General features: G+C 62.2%; 15 protein-coding genes and 1 pseudogene. 5 read left to right on the plus strand and 11 right to left on the minus strand.

Annotated elements, in window-relative coordinates; genetic code table 11:
* Positions 1-13 precede the first annotated feature (13 nt).
* Entirely contained in the window at positions 14-451 is a 438-nt protein-coding gene (locus RG836_RS10360; protein WP_310845191.1) for a DUF3995 domain-containing protein, read from the plus strand.
* Here the strand turns inward: RG836_RS10360 and RG836_RS10365 are convergent.
* Genes RG836_RS10365 through RG836_RS10390 form a run of 6 tightly spaced genes read right to left on the minus strand, consistent with a single transcriptional unit; the run spans position 394 to position 6502 of the window.
* Complete coding sequence (locus RG836_RS10365; protein ID WP_310845192.1) at positions 394-798, minus strand: Na+/H+ antiporter subunit G; 405 nt, start codon at positions 796-798, stop codon at positions 394-396. The two genes, RG836_RS10360 and RG836_RS10365, sit on opposite strands and share 58 nt — an antisense overlap.
* Complete coding sequence (locus tag RG836_RS10370; RefSeq protein ID WP_310845193.1) at positions 795-1073, minus strand: K+/H+ antiporter subunit F; 279 nt, start codon at positions 1071-1073, stop codon at positions 795-797. Before RG836_RS10370 ends, RG836_RS10365 begins: the two co-directional genes overlap by 4 nt.
* Complete coding sequence (locus RG836_RS10375; protein WP_310845194.1) at positions 1070-1558, minus strand: Na+/H+ antiporter subunit E; 489 nt, start codon at positions 1556-1558, stop codon at positions 1070-1072. The genes RG836_RS10370 and RG836_RS10375 overlap by 4 nt, the downstream gene beginning before the upstream one ends.
* Positions 1555-3240, minus strand: coding sequence for a monovalent cation/H+ antiporter subunit D (locus tag RG836_RS10380; RefSeq protein WP_310845195.1), 1686 nt, complete (start codon positions 3238-3240; stop codon positions 1555-1557). Before RG836_RS10380 ends, RG836_RS10375 begins: the two co-directional genes overlap by 4 nt.
* The gene (locus RG836_RS10385; RefSeq protein WP_003202835.1) at positions 3237-3581 is read right to left on the minus strand and encodes a Na+/H+ antiporter subunit C; all 345 of its coding nucleotides are present in this window, start codon (positions 3579-3581) and stop codon (positions 3237-3239) included. Before RG836_RS10385 ends, RG836_RS10380 begins: the two co-directional genes overlap by 4 nt.
* Positions 3581-6502, minus strand: coding sequence for a monovalent cation/H+ antiporter subunit A (locus RG836_RS10390; RefSeq protein WP_310845210.1), 2922 nt, complete (start codon positions 6500-6502; stop codon positions 3581-3583). The genes RG836_RS10385 and RG836_RS10390 overlap by 1 nt, the downstream gene beginning before the upstream one ends.
* A 231-nt stretch (positions 6503-6733) precedes the next feature.
* Between RG836_RS10390 and RG836_RS10395 the strand changes: the two genes are divergently transcribed.
* Both RG836_RS10395 and RG836_RS10400 read left to right on the plus strand, forming a co-directional pair.
* A complete protein-coding gene (locus RG836_RS10395; RefSeq protein WP_310845212.1) occupies positions 6734-7297 on the plus strand; it encodes a helix-turn-helix domain-containing protein in 564 nt (187 codons plus the stop codon).
* A 165-nt stretch (positions 7298-7462) separates the two neighbouring features.
* Positions 7463-8941 carry an FAD/NAD(P)-binding protein gene (locus RG836_RS10400; RefSeq protein ID WP_310845213.1) on the plus strand — a complete coding sequence of 493 codons (1479 nt, stop codon included), beginning with the start codon at positions 7463-7465 and terminating at the stop codon, positions 8939-8941.
* Here RG836_RS10400 and RG836_RS10405 read toward each other — a convergent pair.
* Together RG836_RS10405 and RG836_RS10410 are read right to left on the minus strand one after the other, a co-directional pair.
* Positions 8893-9660, minus strand: a complete 768-nt coding sequence (locus RG836_RS10405; RefSeq protein ID WP_310845214.1) for an SDR family oxidoreductase — start codon at positions 9658-9660, stop codon at positions 8893-8895. The two genes, RG836_RS10400 and RG836_RS10405, sit on opposite strands and share 49 nt — an antisense overlap.
* A 38-nt stretch (positions 9661-9698) precedes the next feature.
* Positions 9699-10766, minus strand: coding sequence for a phosphotransferase family protein (locus tag RG836_RS10410; RefSeq protein WP_310845215.1), 1068 nt, complete (start codon positions 10764-10766; stop codon positions 9699-9701).
* 188 nt (positions 10767-10954) lie between these two features.
* Here RG836_RS10410 and RG836_RS10415 point away from each other — a divergent pair.
* Positions 10955-11191, plus strand: a pseudogene (locus RG836_RS10415) (DUF4280 domain-containing protein); the annotation flags it as partial.
* Between the two features lie 160 nt (positions 11192-11351).
* On the opposite strand, the gene RG836_RS10420 reads toward RG836_RS10415, so the two are convergent.
* The 3 genes from RG836_RS10420 to RG836_RS10430 all read right to left on the minus strand — a co-directional run bounded on the left by RG836_RS10420 (position 11352) and on the right by RG836_RS10430 (position 13475).
* The gene (locus RG836_RS10420) at positions 11352-12320 is read right to left on the minus strand and encodes a 2-hydroxyacid dehydrogenase (protein WP_310845216.1); all 969 of its coding nucleotides are present in this window, start codon (positions 12318-12320) and stop codon (positions 11352-11354) included.
* Between the two features lie 173 nt (positions 12321-12493).
* Positions 12494-13072, minus strand: coding sequence for a TetR/AcrR family transcriptional regulator (locus RG836_RS10425; RefSeq protein WP_310845217.1), 579 nt, complete (start codon positions 13070-13072; stop codon positions 12494-12496).
* A gap of 22 nt (positions 13073-13094) precedes the next feature.
* Positions 13095-13475, minus strand: coding sequence for a tautomerase family protein (locus RG836_RS10430; protein WP_310845218.1), 381 nt, complete (start codon positions 13473-13475; stop codon positions 13095-13097).
* A gap of 265 nt (positions 13476-13740) precedes the next feature.
* Here RG836_RS10430 and RG836_RS10435 point away from each other — a divergent pair, with 265 nt between their 5' ends.
* Positions 13741-15021, plus strand: coding sequence for a serine/threonine transporter (locus RG836_RS10435; RefSeq protein WP_310845220.1), 1281 nt, complete (start codon positions 13741-13743; stop codon positions 15019-15021).
* Positions 15022-15307: the final 286 nt, after the last annotated feature.

A 15307-nucleotide genomic window follows, 5' to 3' on the forward strand; every position in this document is an offset into this window, starting at 1 on the left:
AGGGAACTTGATCATGACGTTTGTCTTGGCTCAATGGCTGGTGGCGATCTTCGCAGCGATCAGTCTGGTACACGTGTATTGGGCGTTGGGCGGCCAGTGGGCCGCTGTTGCCGCCGTGCCGCAAGTCCCGAGCACAGGGAACGGGCGCTTGCGACCGGCGTTCAAGCCTAAAGGCTGGGTGACGTTTCTGGTAGCCGGGGCGCTGCTACTGATTGCCGCACTGGTGTGTCTGCGGGTCGGCTGGTGGGTGCCGGCGGTGCATCACTGGTCGCTGCAGTGGATCATCAGCGCCATCGCCCTGATGCTGTTTGCCCGGGCGATTGGCGACTCGGAACTGCTGGGGTTTTTCAAGCAGGTCAAGGGCTCGAAATTCGCCCGGCTCGACACGTGGGTTTATTCGCCGTTGTGCGTGGCGCTCGGCGCCGGATTGCTGGCCGTGGCCTGGGCCTGAATCCGCCGACTGCTGACTTCCGCCGGCACATCGTCGCCGGCCATGCGTTTGCGGAACAGCGCTGCCCGCGCCAGCAGCAGAGTGGTCACCGGCACGGTGATCGACAGCAGAATTGGAATCAGCCAGGCGTGCAGCACCGGCCCGGATTTCAGTGCCGAAAAGTAGATGATTGACGCCAGCGCCACCGACCACGCGCCCAGTGTCGAGGCCAGCGCTGGCGGGTGCATGCGCTGGAAGTAATCCTTCAGGCGCAGCATGCCCAGCGCACCGACCAGCGCGAACAGGCTGCTGAGCAGCAACAGGATCGCCACCGGAATTTCGATCCACAGGGACAGTTCGCCGCTCATTCGATCACCTCGCCACGCAGCAGGAATTTGGCCAGGGCGAACGAGCCGACAAAGCCGAACAGGGCGATCAGCAGCGCCGCCTCGAAGTAGGTGTCACTGGCGTAGCGGATGCCCAGGGTCAGCATCATCAGCATCGCAGTGATGTACAAATAGTCCAGCGCCAGCACTCGATCCTGTGCCGACGGACCCTTGAACAGCCGTACCAGGGTCAGGACCATGGCCAGCGAGAAAATGAACAGGCTGGCGAGAATCGCATTCGACAACAGGTCGCTCATTCGAAAATCTCCATCAATGGCCGCTCGTAGGTCGACTTGAAGTGTTCGATAAACGCCGCTTCATCCTCCAGATCGAACACATGCAACAGCAGCACGCTGCGGTCGAGGGCCAGTTCCGACCAGACAGTGCCGGGCACGACGGTGGTGATCATCGACAACGCCGCCAGGCCATTGGCGTCGCGCAGGTCCAGCGGCACTTTGATGAACTGCGAGTTTGGCGGGCGGCGTCCGGCGCTGAGCACACCCCAGGCCACTGCCAGGTTCGACACCAGCACATCACGGCCCACCAGCAAAAACAGGCGCAGAATCGTTCCGGGGCGGCGGATGCGAATCGGCAGCGGCCGCAGCTTGCGCATCATCAATGGCGCGGCAATCCCAAGGATCGCGCCCAGCAGCAGGTTGCCGGGGCTGACGGACAGGTTCAACACCAGCCACAACAGCCACATCGCCAGTGACAGCCAGGGGGCGGGGAAAAAACGCTTCATGGGAGCTCCTCCACCAGCGCCGCCCGGGCTTCCGGGCTTGGCACCGCGCGGGTACCGAGCACCGCCATGACGTACCGCTCCGGATTGTTCAACGCCTGGGCTGCCGCCTGGGTATAGCGCAGCAACGGTTCGGCCTGGAAGGTCAGGGCGATGCTTAACCCGAGCAAGGCAATGATCGGCACGCACTCGAAGCGGCGCAGCAGCGGCGACGGTCGCTCCTGCGGGGTCCAGAAGCGCTGGACGCCCATTCGCGAGAACGCGATCAACGACGCCAGGCCCGACAGAATCAGCAGCGCCAGCAAGCCCCACGCCGCGTTCGACACCGGCACCTCGGCGCTTTCGCCCAGGCCCAGCGGATTCAGCAATGCGCTGAGCAAGCCCAGTTTGCCGATGAACCCGGACAGCGGCGGCATGCCGATGATCAGCAAGGCGCAGGCAATGAAACTCAAGCCGAGAAAAGCCATGGTCCAGGGAATCACCTGTCCGACCACGGCTTTCTGCTCGTCGTCGAGGTTGATGCCCTTGGGCGGTTGCAGGGATTCCAGCGGTCGCGGCAACGCGTCGTTTTCGTCTTCCAGCGGCAACTCGTTGGCTGACCGCGAACGTTCAATCAGCTCCGACAGCAGGAACAACGCGCTCAAGGCCAGGGTCGAGCTGACCATGTAAAACAGCGCCGCGCCGATCAGGTTAGGCTGGGCGAAACCGATGGCCGACAGCAAAATGCCCGCCGACACCAGGATGCTCAGGCTAGCCAGCCGTTCCAGGCGCTGGGCGGCGAGAATCGCGATGCCGGCGCAGACGATGGTCGCCATGCCGCCATAGATCAGCCATTCCCCACCGAAATACGCCGAGGCCCCGGCCTGCCCGGAAAACAGCAGCGTCCACAAGCGCAGCAGGGTGTACACGCCAACCTTGGTCATGATCGCGAACATCGCCGCCACCGGTGCACTGGCGGAAGAATAGGCCGGCACCAGCCAGAAGTTCAGCGGCCACATTCCGGCTTTCGCCAGAAACGCCACCGCGAGGATCGCCGCGCCGGCATGCAACAAACCGCGATCCGCTTCCGGCACCAAGGGGATTTTCAGCGCCAGGTCGGCCATGTTCAGGGTGCCGGTGACGCCGTAGATCAACGCCGCGCCAATCAGAAACAACGATGAGGCCAACAGGTTGATCGAGATGTAATGGAGCCCCGACGACACCCGCGCCCGACCCGATCCATGCAGGATCAAGCCATAAGACGCCGCGAGCAGCACCTCGAAGAACACAAACAGGTTGAACAGGTCGGCGGTGAGGAACGCTCCGTACAGACCCATTAATTGAATCTGGAACAAGGCATGGAAACTGGAGCCGGCGCGGTCCCAGCGAGCCAGGGCGAACAGCAACGCGCAGACGCCGATGACCCCGGTCAGCACCAGCATCAGCGCCGACAGGCGATCAACCACCAGCACAATGCCGAACGGCGATTGCCAGTTGCCCGGCAGGTACACGCCGATCGAGCCCGGCACGTCGGTTTGCTGAGTCCAGCGCAGCAACAGGACGGCAATGCCCAGCCCGATCAGCGTCGAGAACAGATTGATCCGCGCTTTCAGCGGCCGGTGTTTTTCGCCGAGCATCAGCATCAGCGCCGCCGTCAGCAACGGCAGCAGGATCGGCGCGGCGATCAGGTGCGACATCACACTCATTCCTTAGGCTCCCGGCCGTCCACATGGTCAGTGCCGGTCAGGCCCCTCGACGCCAGCAGCACCACCAGAAACAGCGCGGTCATGGCGAAACTGATGACGATGGCGGTCAGCACCAGCGCCTGGGGCAGGGGGTCGGTGTAATGCAGCAAATCCTGCGGCACGCCGTCCTTGATGATCGGCTCCTTGCCGATGAAGAGGCTGCCCATGCTGAAAATGAACAGGTTGACGCCGTAGGACAGCAGGCACAGGCCCATTACCACTTGAAAGGTTCGCGGGCGTAGCACCAGCCACACGCCCGATGCTGCCAGGACCCCGATGGCGATTGCGATGACTTCTTCCATCAGACAGCTCCTTCTGTGGCGACGGCCCTGACCGCCGGTTTCGGACCTTTGTGGCCCCGCACCGATTGGTGGGCCAGCGCGGTGAGGATCAGCAGGGTCGAGCCGACCACCACCGAGTACACGCCGACATCGAAGAACAGCGCACTGGCGATGTGGATGTCGCCCAGCAGCGGCACGGTGATGTGCCAGGTGTGGGTGGTCAGGAAGGGATAACCGACGGCCATGGCGCCGAGCCCGGTGACCGTGGCGAAGAACAGCCCGGTGCCCATCCAGCGCAAAGGCCGCAGGCTCATTTGCGCCTCGACCCATTGGGTGCCGGCAACCATGTATTGCAGGATGAACGCCACCGACATCACCAGCCCGGCGACAAACCCGCCGCCCGGCTGGTTGTGCCCGCGCATGAACAAGTAGAACGACACCACCAGCGCAATCGGCAGCAACAGCCGCACCAGCACTGCCGGGACCATCATGAACCCGAGCGCGGTGTCGCTGGCGTGGCGCGGATTGACCAGGTCGGTGACCACGTCCGGCGCCAGCAGGCGCTGCTGCGCCGGCAACTGCATGCTTTCCTTCGGCGGGCGGAACCGACGCAGCAGGGCGAATACCGCCAGGGCCACGGCCACCAGCACGGTGATTTCGCCGAGGGTGTCGAAGCCACGGAAATCCACCAGCATCACGTTCACCACGTTGCTGCCTCCGCCTTCCGGCAGGGCACGGCTGAGGTAGAACGAGGAAATGTCGTTAGGGGTCTGGCGCGTCAGCATCGCGTAGGACAGCAATGCCATGCCGCCGCCCACCGCGATCGACAGCAGCAAGTCGCGTAGCCGGCGGATCTTGGCCTTGCGCACGCTACTCGGCAACGGCGCGACTTCTTCGATCCGCCGCGGCAGCCAGCGCAGGCCCAGCAGGATCAGCACCGTGGTCACCACCTCCACTACCAGTTGCGTCAGTGCCAGGTCCGGCGCGGAGAACCAGACGAACGTCACGCAGGTCATCAAGCCGCAGACACTGACCATGGTCAGGGCCGCGAGCCGGTGATACTTGGCTTGCCACGCCGCGCCCAGTGCACAGGCGATTGCCAGCAGCCACAAGGTCACGAACACAATCGAACCCGGAATTTTCGGCCGGTCGCCCCAGGTCAGCGGGCCGTGCAGCATCGGGATCAACCCGGCGAGCACCGCCACCAGCACCAACAGGAACAATTGGGTTTGCAGGCGCTTGGTGCTGATCCGCCGCTCCAGGCGTCGGGCCAGGCGCATCATCACCACCAGGCTGCGCTCGAACATGCGCTTGCCGTTGAAGTAGCTGATCAGCGGCGGGTACTTGAAGCGTCCGCGCTTGAGCTGATTGCGCAGCAGCAGGTACAGCACGATGCCGCCGGACATGGCGATCAGGCTCATGATCATCGGCGCGTTCCAGCCGTGCCAGATCGCCAGGCTGTACTCGGGCAACTCACCGCCAACCACCGGCAATGCCGCGGCCGCCAGCAGCGGGCCGACGATCTGCGCCGGGAAAACCCCCACCAGCAGGCAAGTGAACACCAGCAACTCCACCGGCGCACGCATCCAGCGCGGTGGTTCATGCGGGGTGTGTGGCAGGTCGGTGGCGGTGGGGCCGAAGAACACGTCGACAGTGAAGCGCAAGGAATAGGCGACGCTGAAGGTGCCGGCGATGGTAGCGACGATCGGCAAGGCCATCTCGACCCAGGCCGTGGCGTTGATGAACACGGTTTCGGCGAAGAACATTTCTTTCGACAGGAAGCCGTTCAGCAGCGGCACACCGGCCATCGAGGCGCTGGCAACCATGGCCAGGGTGGCGGTGTAGGGAATTAATTTGATCAGGCCGCTGAGCCTGCGGATGTCGCGGGTGCCGCTTTCGTGGTCGATGATGCCGGCGGCCATGAACAGCGAGGCTTTGAAGGTGGCGTGGTTGAGGATATGGAACACCGCCGCAACCGCTGCCAGCGGGCTGTTCAGGCCTAGCAACAGGGTGATCAGGCCGAGGTGGCTGATGGTCGAGTACGCCAGCAACCCCTTGAGGTCGTTCTGGAACATCGCGCAATACGCGCCCAGCAGCAGGGTGCAGGCCCCGGCGCCGCTGACGATGTAGAACCATTCTTCACTGCCCGACAGCGAGGGCCACAGCCGCGCCAGCAGGAATACCCCGGCCTTGACCATGGTCGCCGAGTGCAGATAGGCCGACACCGGCGTCGGTGCGGCCATCGCATGGGGGAGCCAGAAGTGGAAAGGAAACTGCGCGCTTTTGCTCAAGGCGCCGATCAGAATCAGCGGTAATAGAACGGGGTAAAGGGCATGGGCACGAATCAGGTCGCCGGCCGCCAAGACTTTATCCAGGTCATAACTGCCGACCACATGCCCCAGCAGCATGACCCCGGCCAGCAGGCACAAGCCGCCGGCCCCGGTGACCATCAGCGCCATATAGGCGCCGCGTCGTGCATCGGAGCGGTGGTGCCAATAGCCAATCAACAGGAAGGAAAAGAGGCTGGTCAGCTCCCAGAAAAATACGATTTGAATCAGATTGCCGGAAAGCACCAGCCCGAGCATGGCGCCCATGAACGCGAGGAAAAACGCAAAGAAGCGCGGCACCGGATCATCCGGCGACATGTAGTAGCGCGCGTACAGCGAAACCAATGTGCCGATGCCCAGCACCAGCATGGAGAACAGCCAGGCAAAGCCGTCCATCCGCAACACGAAATTCAAACCGAGGCTGGGCAGCCAGAAGAATTCTTCGCGAATCACGCCACCGTGGGCGATCTGCGGGTACAGCAGCGCTACCTGAATGGTGCCCACCAGGGCCACCAGGCCTGCCAGAAGGGATTCGGTATTACGCGCGTTGTGCGGCAGCAAGGCTGCCAGACAGCTGCCGATGAAGGGCAGAAGCAGTAGAACTATCAGGGACATAGGCTTCTATTCTGCGGAAGTTTGTGATGCATCATACGTGCCGTAAACCGGATCACCAAACGGCAAGCTGTCGCATAATCCTACAAAATGTAATCGGCAGAGCCATTGTCGGTTCTGATAAGCCCGCGCGCTGGGGATTGCGTGCTTATTCCACGACCTTGCGCGCACTTGATCGACGACGCACAATGCCGGCCATTGCGCACTATAGTGCCCAGCCAAGTGAGCGACACCGTGCACACAGACAATCCTCCGCGGGCCTCGGTCCTGCAACACGTCAGCCAGAATGTCCGGCGCCTGCGCCACGCCGCTGACATGAGCCAGACGGCGCTGGCGGAAAAGTCCGGGGTCAGCCGGCGGATGCTGGTGGCCATCGAGGCTGGAGAGAAGAACGTCAGCCTGACCACCCTCGACCGAATTGCCGAAGCCTTCAACGTCGCCTTCAGCGACCTGATCCAGGCCCCGGATGCACGCGACCCGAGCCGCATCAACGAACTGGCCTGGACCGGCCGCATCCCCGGCAGTAAAGCCGTCCTGCTATCCAAAGCCAGCGCCCGTCGCGAAGTCGAGCTCTGGGAGTGGCGCCTGGAACCCGGCGAAACGTACCCGTCAGAACCCGACGCCGACGGCTGGAGCGAGCAGATCTATGTGTTCGAAGGCTGGCTCACAGTGATGCTTGGCGACATACCCAACACCATCGCCGCCGGCGAGTTCTTCATGTTCGCCAGTAATCAGCCGCACGGCTATCGTAACGACGGGGAAGTGGCCGTGCGGTTTGTGCGTAATGTGGTGATCTAACGATCGGTCGATCAACACGGGATCCCCACTTTGCAGGTTCCGAGCTGTGAAGTTTTTTTGGATAAAGCAGTAAGTCATTGAATTAAAGATACATATTGCTTTCCGGCAGGAAGGCTGCACCAGGATCGGCTGCGTTAAAAATCCTTATTGAACAGTGAGCACGGCATGAGTGAGACCCAACGCGGGCAGGCAACCGACGTCATCCGCCAGGCAGACATCCTGATCATCGGCGGCGGCCTCAGCGGCGCGATGCTCGCCGCGCAATTGCTGCGCCTGCCGGGCCAGCGGCAGATCCGCGTGTTCGAACCACGCAGTGAACTGGGCCGTGGCGAGGCCTACAGCGCGGTGGAATTGGGCCACACCCTGAACGGCAACGCGGCGCGAATGAGCGTCGACCCGGACAACGTCGACGACCTGACTCAATGGCTGACCGACTTCATCGCCGCCGGGGGCTGGCCAGAGTCGGACCAGCAGCATGTGCCCATCAGCGAACTGTTTCCGCCCCGAGGGATTTTTGGCTTGTACGTGCAGCAACGTCTGGCAGAAGCGGCAGCGGTCGGCGCCCACCAAGGTTCGGCAGTGGAGCATGTGCGCGGCGAAGTAGTGGACCTGCAAACCGCTGCTGACTCGGTGCTGTTGACCCTGGCTGACGGCGAGCAATGGCGCGGCGCGGTGGCGGTATTGGCGACCGGCATGTTCCCGGCGGCGCGCACGCCGCAAACCGAGTCCAGCGGCCTCAACGCAGCGGCGCTCGATCCGTGGGACGTCGCGGCCATGCGGCAGCTCGATCCGCAGTCTACAGTGCTGATCATCGGCTCGGGCCTGACCATGGTCGATGCCGTGGTCTCGCTGGAACAGGCCGGCCATCGCGGCCCGATCAAAGTGTTTTCCCGCCACGGCTTGCTGCCCCATGTGCGTCGGCAACCGCCGGCCTGGGCGGATTTCCTCGCTGACGATCACAGCCTGCGCAGTCCCCGACAATTGCTCCGCGCACTGCGCCAACAATGCGCAGCGGCCATCGCCCAAGGCATCGACTGGCAAGCTCCGCTGGACACCGTGCGGGCGCACATCGGGCGGTTATGGAGCCAGGCCAGCGACGTTCAGCGCCGGCAATTCGTGCGCCATGTGCGGCCCTGGTGGGAGAGCCATCATCACCGTTCGCCACCCTTGAGCGCCGAACTGGTGGCACGCTTGCATGGAGAAGGCCGGCTGCGGATTCACGCGGCGTCGTTCAGGGGGCTTGAGCCGGGTAGCGATGGACAGGTGCACATCCGCCTGCGGCGGCGCGGCGAGCAGCAGGTCAGTGTGGTGAGCGGCGCGGCGCTGATCAACTCCAGCGGCATCGAATACGACTGGCGCCGAGTCGCCAAACCTTTGCCCCAACAGTTACTGGCGCGCGGCTTGATCCAGCCCGGGCCTCTGGCGCTGGGCATCGCCGCACAGGCAGATGGCGCGGTGCTGGGAGCCAACGGCCAGATCGCAGCACGCCTGTTTGCCATGGGCCCGCCGCTGCGCGGCATGTGGTGGGAAAGCACCGCCGTCACCGACGTGGCGAGCCAGGCCAAGGCGTTGGCGGCGCGTATCCATTTAGCGGATCAGGACAGGAAGCCACCGTCGACATTCAACGCCACACCGGTGGTGTAGCTCGACGCATCGCTTGCCAGGTACAGCACCGCGCCGGCCATTTCGCTTGGGTCGGCCACGCGTTTAAGCGGGATTTGCGCCAGTGCGGTTTTCAGGATGGCGTCGTTCTTGACCAGCGCCGAGGCGAATTTGGTGTCGGTCAGGCCTGGCAGCAGGGCGTTGCAGCGGATGCCGAATTGCGCGCACTCCTTGGCGAAGACCTTGGTCATGTTGATCACCGCTGCCTTGGTCACCGAGTAAATGCCCTGGAAGATCCCTGGGGAGATGCCGTTGATCGACGCCACGTTGATGATGCTGCCACCGCCGTTGTCGCGCATCAGCTTGCCGGCTTCCACTGACATGAAGAAGTAGCCGCGGATGTTCACGTCGACGGTTTTCTGGAAGGCGCCGAGGTCGGTGTCGAGTACGTTGCAGAACTGCGGGTTGGTCGCGGCGTTGTTGACCAGGATGTCGAGGCGGCCGAACTGCTCGCGGATCCCGGCGAACACCTGGCTGATCTGCTCCATCTCGCCAATGTGACAGGCCACGGCGGTGGCTTTGCCGCCAGCGGCGATGATCGCGTCGGCAACGTGCTGGCAGCCTTCCAGTTTGCGGCTCGAGACAATCACGTGCGCACCTTGCTGGGCCAGCAGCTTGGCGATGGCCTCGCCGATACCACGGCTGGCGCCGGAAACGAAAGCGATTTTGCCGTCGAGGTCGAACAACTGAGTCTTGGACATGGGATTCCCTTGTAGTCGGTCTTGTAGTGGGGCCGCGATTAGAGGCTGGATTTCTGGATGACCTGCAGGCTCATCTGCTCCAGCAGTTTGTTCATGTGAATGAACTGCGCGAAGCGTTTGTCCTGGGTCTGGCCATGGAAAAAGCGGTAGTAGATCTGCTGCACGATGCCCGCCAGGCGAAACAGGCCGTAGGTGTAGTAGAAGTCGAAATTGTCGATTTCAATCCCGGCGCGTTCGGCGTAGTAGTCGACGAACTCACGTCGGGTCAGCATGCCCGGCGCGTGGCTCGGCTGGCGGCGCATCAGTTGCACCGGCGCCGGGTCTCCGGCCTCGATCCAGTAGGCGAGGGTGTTGCCCAGGTCCATCAGCGGATCGCCAATGGTCGTCAGTTCCCAGTCGAGCACGCCGATGATCTGCATCGGGTTGTTCGGGTCGAGGATCACGTTGTCGAATCGGTAGTCGTTGTGCACGATGCTCGACGTTCGGTGGTCGGCGGGCATCTTGTCGTTGAGCCAGGCCTTGACCGCGACCCACTGCGGCGCGTCCGGAGTCAGGGCTTTTTCGTAACGGTCGCTCCAGCCTTTGATCTGCCGCGCAACGTAGCCTTCCGGTTTGCCCAGGTCGGCCAGGCCGCAGGCGGCGTAGTCGACCTGGTGCAGCTCAACGAACTTGTCGATGAAGCTCTTGCACAGCGCTTCGGTCTTGGCCGAGTCAAAGCCCAGTTCCGGCGGCAGCTCGGAACGCAGGATGATGCCCTTGACCCGTTCCATCACATAGAACTCGGCGCCGATCACCGACTCGTCGGTGCAGTGCGCGAAGGCTTTGGGGCAGTACGGAAAGCCGTCTTTCAGTTGGTTGAGAATGCGAAATTCGCGGCCCATGTCATGGGCGGATTTAGCCTTGTGGCCGAACGGCGGACGGCGCAGGACGAATTCCTGGCCGGGGTATTCGAGCAAGTAAGTCAGGTTTGAGGCGCCGCCGGGGAACTGACTGATGGCGGGCTCGCCGCTCAGGCCCGGTATATGCGCCTTGAGGTACGGATCGATCAGGTTGGCGTCGAGTTCTTCGCCGCTGCGGGTACGGGTGGACTGATCAGTCAGCGCCATGCTTATCCCTTCTGCTTATTTTGGAGGCCAGACATCATTGGCTAATCTAATGGCGCACCCTGGCGGTCACAAGGGTGGCACGGTCTTATAGGTTAGCGTGTTGCCGGATAATCAGCGTTCCTGATGTGCGCGAACCGCCTCTGCGGGCTATGGTTGTTGGGCCATCGGATTGAGAAAAGGAATTCGCCATGGGTTGCCCGCAAGTCTGCGCCAGCGCCACCCTGCAATGCAGCTTCGGCGCCGCGCCGGCGGTGCTGAATGTGCTGCCGGTGAATCGCACGCTGACCAGCGGCCTGCCGGCAGCGAACATCATGGATCATATTCCGATCGTAAACGTCACCACCTTCGGCCTGTGCATGAGCCTGGCCAACCCGACCGTGGCCGCCGCCACCGCTGCGGCTCTCGGGGTGCTGATGTTGATTCCCTGACCCAGGTTTACAGCTCCCGCGAACCCCGTGGGAGCGAGCCGGCTCCGGTGGCGTTCCAACGATGGAGACATACCTGCTGACGAGTCAATTGCGGATGTCCCTGAACGATTAGCGCCGACGCCGAATCGCGGCGGCTGTGGACCTTGCTCGGTGTGCTCTAGCGCACCGCCGAGGTACTGAGCGCTGCTGGCAGGGCAACCGGCGTCAGCACTTGCTTGCCGCCGAAAAACGCCACCAGGTTCTTGCCGACCAACTCCACAGTGCCTTGGGTCGCCTCCGGTGACAGCCCGGCGACATGCGGGGTCAGCACCACGTTTTTCAGTGACTTGAACGCCGCCGGGACGTTGGGCTCGTCATCGAACACATCCAGTGCGGCGCCGGCGATGCGCCGTTGTTCCAGCGCGGTAATCAGGTCGGCGGTGACCACCACACTGGCGCGAGCAATGTTCACCAGGAAGCCGTTCGGCCCGAGGGCGTCCAGCGCCTGTTTGTTGATCAGGTGCCGGGTGCCGATGCCGCCGGGGGTGGCGACGATCAGGAAGTCGCAGGAGCGGGCAAGTTCGGTAGGGGTGGCGCAAAAAGTGTAGGGCAGTTCGGCACGATGTTGGCGGTTGTGATAACTGATGCTCATGTCGAAACCCAGGGCGGCACGCTGGGCGATGGCCATGCCCACCGCACCGAGGCCGAGGATCCCCAATCGCTTGCCGGCAAGGGAAGGGCGCATGATTTTCGGCCAGTCACCCTCACGCACGGCCGCATCGGCGCGGGGAATGTCGCGCACCAGCGACAGCAGCAGGGCCATGGCGTGGTCGGCCACCGACGAGGCGTTGACCCCGGCGCCGTTGGTCACGGTGATCCCGCGATCGCTGGCCGCTTGCAGGTCGACATGCTCGTAACCGGCACCGATCACGCAGATGATTTTCAGCGCTGGCAGTGCGGCGATTTCATCGGCGTACAGTCCCAACGGGCCACGGGTCAGCACCGCGTCGATCCGCGAACCGTGGGTAGCGATGGCCTGAGCGCGTTCGGTGGGGGTGGGCGCAAGGATCAGGTGAAAGCCCTGATGTTCAAGAATCGGCAGATAGTCATTGATGGTTTCAACCAAAACCAGAACGGTTGCAGTCATGCTGGGCTCCTGTGGGCAACTGAGAACGCCGCGCTAGCGCCTTGCGCGGCTGGAAATTGACTCAGAGTGCTGGCTGCGGGGCGGTTTGGCAATGCCGCACGTGCCATTTGAGTGTAGAAGCTCTCGAGCTCGGCAACCTATGGACAATCAATGGTGGGAGAGGGGGGGCGGGATTAAAGCAATTGCCTGCGCGCGGCCTCGAGGAATTCATCCGACAATTCATCGCCATGGGTGGCGCGGGCCAGGGTCAGGGCACCGACCATCATCGCGTACTGCGCCAACGCCTGTTGCCGCTGTTGCGCCGGGTCGTCGCCATCCATCACGCCGCTGAAGGTTTCAAGCAAGCGCTTGAGGCCAGTGAGGAAGGTGGTTTGCAAACCACTGCCGGCGGCTTCATGACACATGTCGCCGACAAACGCCGCCACCGGGCAGCTTTCGCCGGGATTGTCGCGGCTGAGGTTGGACAAATACGGCGCGATCACCGCCCGGCGCGCGGCGTTTTTGTCGGACTCGCCGGCGATTTTGTCGACCCAGCGCTGCGACGATTGCTCGAACGCCCGGCCACCGGCCTCCTGGGCCAAGGCCTCCTTGGACTCGAAATGCCCGTAGAAACCACCGTGGGTCAGGCCTGCCGCACCCATCACGTCGACGACGCTGATGCCGTGCAAGCCCCGTTCGCGGAACAGCCGCGTGGCGGCATCGACGATGATTTCGCGGTTAAGGTCGGCTTGTTTGCGGGAGACTCTGGGCATCGTGGTTTCTCGAATGGGGGAATCAGGCGTATTGGGCAATACCGTTGCCGAACGACCAGTTTTCTTTTTTTACTTCCACCAGATTAATGAACACGTCCTCCAGGCGCACCCCCAATTCGCGATTCAGGTTTTCGGCGATGGTCTGGTACAGGCGTTTTTTCTTCTCGGTGGTGCGGCCCTCGTTCATCGTGATCTGGATCACTACCAGGCCATCGGTACGCTGGATGCCGAGGTACTCGGTGTCGAAGATGAAATGCTGTTCATCGTGTTCGGCGAGGATCTGGAAGTTGTCATGCTCCGGCACATCAATGGCCGTGCGCATGGCGCTGTAGACCAAGGCGCCGATTCGCTTGGCGAAGGTCGGGTCCTGATGTTGTTTGATGTCGATACGAACGAGTGGCATGGGCGGACTCCGGGTGGGCAGTGGCGGATGGCGAGTTGCTGAAAAATACCTGATGGCGATCTTTTATGTAATAGATTTATACAAACATCTAAAAACTAAACGTCGTCCGTCACACCTCGAAAGAGACCGTTTATAAGCTAAGTCTTTGCTTATGTTGATGAATCCCGGACAATCGCGCCCCTGTTTCGACCAGGGCGCTGCCTGTCGGGTTTTCCGACTCGTCCTGGCCGAGAAATCAGTGACCGGCAAACGGAGATCCGACCGGATGAATGATCAGGCGAAAAGCGTCGACGAACGCTTCGATGTAGCGACCCCCACCCACCTGGAAAGCTGGAATCGCCAGGACACCACCTGGATGCTGGGCTTGTTTGGCACGGCGATTGGCGCCGGCACTTTGTTTCTGCCGATCAACGCCGGGCTCGGCGGTTTCTGGCCGTTGCTGATCCTGGCGCTGCTGGCGTTTCCCATGACGTTCTATGCGCACCGTGGCCTGACCCGCTTCGTGTTGTCGGGCCGCGCAGGCGCGGACATCACCGAAGTCGTGGAAGAGCATTTCGGCATCAAGGCCGGGGCGCTGATCACCTTGCTGTACTTCTTCGCGATCTTCCCGATCCTGCTGATCTACAGCGTGGCCCTGACCAACACGGTCGGCAGCTTCCTTGAACACCAGCTCCACATTCAGCCGCCACCGCGCGCGGTGCTGTCGCTGGTGCTGATCCTCGGCCTGCTGGCGGTAGTGCGTTGCGGCGAGCAGGTGATCGTCAAGGCAATGAGTCTGATGGTTTATCCGTTCATTGTTGCGCTGCTGTTTTTGGCGGTTTTCCTGATTCCACACTGGAACGGCGGCATCCTCAGCACCGCGTCGACCCTGCCTGAGCCGTCGGCGCTGCTGCACACCTTGTGGCTGGCGATTCCGGTGATGGTGTTCTCGTTCAACCATTCGCCGATCATCTCGGCGTTCGCCGTGGACCAGAAGCGTCGTTATGGCGATCACGCAGAACAGCGCAGTTCGCAGATCCTGTCCCGCGCCCACGCGTTGATGGTGGTGATGGTGCTGTTCTTCGTCTTCAGTTGCGTGCTGACCCTGTCGCCGGTACAACTGGCCGAAGCCAAGGCGCAGAACCTGTCGATCCTGTCGTACCTGGCTAACCACTTCAGCAACCCGACCATTGCGTTCGCGGCGCCGCTGATTGCATTCGTGGCCATTTCCAAGTCGTTCCTCGGCCATTACATCGGCGCCAGCGAAGGCCTTAAGGGCTTGATCGTGAAAAGCGGCAAACGCCCGGCACCGAAAACCCTGGATCGAGTGACGGCAGCCTTCATGTTGCTGGTGTGCTGGATTGTCGCGACGCTCAACCCGAGCATTCTCGGCATGATCGAAACCCTCGGCGGGCCTGTTATTGCGGCGATTCTGTTTTTGATGCCGATGTACGCCATTCGCAAAGTCCCGGCCATGGCGCGCTTCCGTGGGCAGGCGTCGAATGGGTTTGTCACGGCAGTGGGGTTGGTGGCGATTTCGGCTTTGATTTATTCGTTAAGTCAGTAGGTCTTTCTGTCGGTCGGGCGTTCGTGGGGGCGTGCATATTCTCAAGTGGGGAGTGTGCTTGCCAGCGATGGCTATTTCCCTGCTGGTGAGCTAATTGCGGATGTCCCAAAACCCTGTGGGAGCTTGGCTTGCCAGCGATGACTTTTTATCAGGCACTAGAAATTTTGCTGGTGTACATATCCATTCCCTTGGTGAAGGCTGAAATAGGTTCCGCTCTTACAGCGGGTTACTTGGAAAAGCGCCAAGTAACCAAGCGCTTTAATCCCCTCCATTCGGTGCCTCGCTA

This window comes from Pseudomonas rhizozeae (assembly GCF_031583775.1).
Lineage (GTDB): Bacteria > Pseudomonadota > Gammaproteobacteria > Pseudomonadales > Pseudomonadaceae > Aquipseudomonas.